The organism is Proteiniphilum sp. X52 (genome assembly GCF_003712195.1).
GTDB lineage: Bacteria > Bacteroidota > Bacteroidia > Bacteroidales > Dysgonomonadaceae > Proteiniphilum.
Window position 1 is genome coordinate 1 of sequence record NZ_RDSD01000044.1, and the last position, 3,943, is coordinate 3,943.

General features: G+C 39.2%; 3 protein-coding genes and 1 pseudogene. 1 reads left to right on the forward strand and 3 read right to left on the reverse strand.

What is annotated here, in order from left to right; genetic code table 11:
- Positions 1 to 174: 174 nt before the first annotated feature.
- From D7D25_RS17335 to D7D25_RS17350, 3 genes are all read right to left on the reverse strand, one after another.
- The gene (locus tag D7D25_RS17335; RefSeq protein ID WP_122970173.1) at positions 175 to 1,059 is read right to left on the reverse strand and encodes a glycosyltransferase family 2 protein; all 885 of its coding nucleotides are present in this window, start codon (positions 1,057 to 1,059) and stop codon (positions 175 to 177) included.
- The gene (locus D7D25_RS17340) at positions 1,052 to 1,945 is read right to left on the reverse strand and encodes a glycosyltransferase family 2 protein (protein WP_122970174.1); all 894 of its coding nucleotides are present in this window, start codon (positions 1,943 to 1,945) and stop codon (positions 1,052 to 1,054) included. The genes D7D25_RS17335 and D7D25_RS17340 overlap by 8 nt, the downstream gene beginning before the upstream one ends.
- A gap of 675 nt (positions 1,946 to 2,620) precedes the next feature.
- The gene (locus D7D25_RS17350; RefSeq protein WP_122970176.1) at positions 2,621 to 3,112 is read right to left on the reverse strand and encodes a hypothetical protein; all 492 of its coding nucleotides are present in this window, start codon (positions 3,110 to 3,112) and stop codon (positions 2,621 to 2,623) included.
- A gap of 489 nt (positions 3,113 to 3,601) precedes the next feature.
- Between D7D25_RS17350 and D7D25_RS18645 the strand changes: the two are divergent.
- Positions 3,602 to 3,778: pseudogene (locus D7D25_RS18645) on the forward strand (IS982 family transposase); the annotation flags it as partial.
- Positions 3,779 to 3,943: the final 165 nt, after the last annotated feature.

Sequence of the window (3,943 nt, forward strand, 5' to 3'; positions counted from 1 at the left end):
AAAGCGAAATCGCAGTATATCTCCTGTTGGGACCAACGGGCATAATGGCACAAGAATACGGCGATCCCGATCTTTCCACGATATAACCCAGGGAAATAAGGTATTGCTCTTTCCCTGTAAAAACTGTCCGCAATGTGACTTAAAAAGATTTTAATATTTTCCATTGTGTAAAAATTACAAACCCAAAGGTTCCTTTAAGTTCAAGAATCCGTTTTGATACAACCCGTCTATGATTTCCCTCATAAAAAGAAAATAGAGGTCTGACGTAAATAGGGATAATTCCGTCAATTTCTTCATGGCCGGCATAAACCTTTCCGTCAATTTAGGTTTTATTTCCTCGTTGTCATTTAATTTGGATAATAGATAGTCGATGAACTCCTGATATATCACATGGGATGACTTGAAAGATTCCGGTAACGTGACCCGGCTTGTCTGTGTGTCGGAAGTCCGGTACCAAACCAGTATTTCAGGCATGTTCTCAATTTTTCCGATTTTGACAACATCCGTCCAAAACTTGGTATCAACGGCAAAATGATAACCCCGCCTGTAACGGATATTGTATTTATCGATGACCTCCTTGCGGAAAAAACAAGTCGGGTTAAATACCGGACCAGTCCTCCGTCTTAAATATTCCAGGATGATCCGGTCATATTCAAGCACCGGAACCCAATCTATCGAGATTTTGCCGAAAGTCCGCATGATTCCCCCGCAAGCCACGATATCGGGACGGGATTCCATAAAATCGTATTGCATTTGGAGACGGCGGGGAACCATCATGTCGTCATGGTCGAGCAGTGCGACATATTTGCCCCGGGCTATGTCCACTCCCCGGTTGAATGTCCCGACAAAATCGTGGGGACAACGTTCATACCGGATACGCGGATCTTTATATGTCCTTACAATATCGGCTGTGTCATCACTGGAACCGTCGTCCATCAGCAACAGCTCAAAATCGCTAAAAGTCTGAGCCAACACACTGTCGATGGTCTCGCGTATAAAAGCCGCTGAATTGTAAAGCGGGATCAAAACAGATATGACAGGAGCGGGCATCTTATTCATTGTATTGAAGTTGTGAGGAAAGCGGTTCTTTCAGGTTGATGAACCCATTTTTATATAGTCCTTCGATAATTTCCCGCATAAGTGAAAAATAAATATTGCTCGAAAAAAAGGATAGATCGGTCATCTCTTTTATTACAGGCATAACGTCTTTAATCAACAAAGACTTTACTTCTTCTTTATCGTCCAGCCCAGAGAACAGGTAGTCAATAAGCTCATGGAAAACTACTTCGGCGGTTTTTTGCAATTCCAAACGGGTCTGCTTACTGGTCTGTGTCTTGGAAGTCCTGTACCAGACTAAAATTTCAGGAATATTGGCGACCTTGCCTATTTTTATAGTATCAAACCAGAATTTGATATCTGCATGAAAATAATAACCCGGTTTATATTGTAAGTTGTGATTATCTATACTTTCCTTACGGATAAACAGTGTGGGATTACACATATAAATGGCTTTTCGGCCAATAAATTCCAATATTATCCGGTCATATTCGCTAACGGAAAGCCACTTATTTGAAGAAACTCCAAACTCTTGCATCCAGGCGCCGCAGGCGACAATATCGGTATGAGTTTCCATAAAATCGAACTGTACCTGCAGGCGGTTTGGCACCATGATGTCGTCGTGATCAAACAGTGCGACGTACTTCCCTTTTGCTTGGGACAAGCCCCAGTTGAATGTCCCGGAAAAATCGTGGGGACAACGTTCATACCGGATACGCGGATATTTGTATGTCCTTACAATATCGGCTGTGTCATCACTGGAACCGTCGTCCATCAGCAACAGCTCGAAATCGCTGAAAGTCTGAGCCAACACACTGTCGATAGTTTCCCTCAAAAATGCCCCTGAATTATAGAGCAGGATCAATACGGATATCTTTGGGCGGTGCATTTATTTTATGTTTGTTATTAAGTTCTTTTTCACCATTCTTCTTCCGAAGAACCGTATTTTTGCCATCCATTATTTTTATATTTTGGATTTGGATAAAATTCTCCAGACCCTATATCAAAATCCGATTTTGTAAAAGGAATCCAGTATTCGTGTTTTGGTTGATTTCCAAAAGACTGTCTCCGCTACTTGTCAATATATCCGTATATTTTAGTATTATGTCATTTTTAGTGACCGTCTGGGCATTCAGCCCGATGGATGCCGACATCATCAGGCATATAATCGTTAAAACCTTAATTGTTTTTATAACTTATGCACTTTTGACGCCCAAGTATTTAATGAACAACAATCGTTATTTTATCCTTATACTGCCTCTTATCAGTAGGGTAACTGTCAGGATAATCTATCGCTGTTTTATTTAGAAAGGATGAATAATAGGTGGTTTACTCAATAATATAATAATCAGTCCAAGAATTACGACCAATAACTTGAATATAGTTTTCTTCATAAATGACATAATACCTATTAATCCCAATGCGAAAATGAATACAGAATACCGGTGATTATTATAGAATATTTGATACAACCCAAAAATAGTAGCACACGAACTCATTATCAATATTGCAGAATAAATAACTTTTCGCCAAACAGAACCTTGCTTTGCCATAAACTTTTTCATTAATAAGAGTATATCAGATTATCTTGACTATCATAGATAGCAGTGACAGACGCACCTCCATAACCATTTGGAGACGAAGAACGTACAACTTTTACCCCTCCTGTTCTTGCGGCTTTATTAATTGCGTTGCAAACAGCATACGCCTGTTGTGCATTTAAAATTCCAAAAACACTTATCCCGGCACCCAAATACGCATTCACACAACCTGCACCCACAGCCATGGCAGCTATTATCTGATTTGTATAATGACTACTTGCTGAATTAGAATCATAATAATCATTTGCATATTGTCCACTATAATAGGAAGTGGTAGTTGTTGTAAACCAACCATGTTCTGTTTGACTCCAGTAATAATCATTCCCATTATTTCCACCGTTATTACCATAAACACCGTCACCGCCACCACCCCAAATTATACTCTTTTCTTCTTCGCTCAAAACCGGAAAATTTTTCTCCACATCAGTCAAAGGAATTTTTTTTAATTTTCTCATGATTAATTTTTTAATGATATACAAACCAGTGATTAATTATAATTTTTGTAAACAATAGTTCGCTAAACTGCGATATTTCGAAAAGCATACTGGGATTCCGGTTTTACATAAGCCGGTGTGACTTACGGTACAAACATTCAATGAACCCATTATCTCGTATTCATTATAAAAACAACTAAAAATACAATAAAAAACGATATTGCCTTTCTTTCGCCAGTTAAATATTGCTAAAACTACACTTGTTCTTGCGGAAAAAGGAGAGCATTCTCTCCGTTTAGTTGAAGATCGTTTTTTCAGGAGGCCGTTGAGGAAAGGGCATCCGGATCAATCACCATAAAGGCTCCGTCCAGGATAAACCGTCATTTTATTTCCGTTAAGTAAGAGCCACAAATTAGTTTTTATTAACCTGAGTTTCAGATAAGAAACCCATTTAAAAATCTGGTAAGCAAGCAGATAATTTGTATTTTTATATCTGATAAACAATGAAATACGATTAACGATGAGCTGAAAAATATATGCGATATTGAACATTCTCGCCATCGCAGTATTCACAATTTCTTGATGAACCTCATGGCTGCCTTGGGTGCCTATTGTTTCTTCGAGAAGAAACCCGCCATTCGTTTCGAGAGAACATACGAAAAGCAGCAGTTGGCCCTGTTTTTCTAACTCATCTTTTATCATATTTTTTAAGGCTCGATCAAACGCTTTTAATCGGCTCGCCTCTGCCTGTTCCATAGCTCCCTGTACCGTGATTGGTTCAACTTCTTTCCCCGTTACGACATGCCAGCGAATGCGTTCTGCGTCCGTTTGAAACAGCCCATTTGACATAAT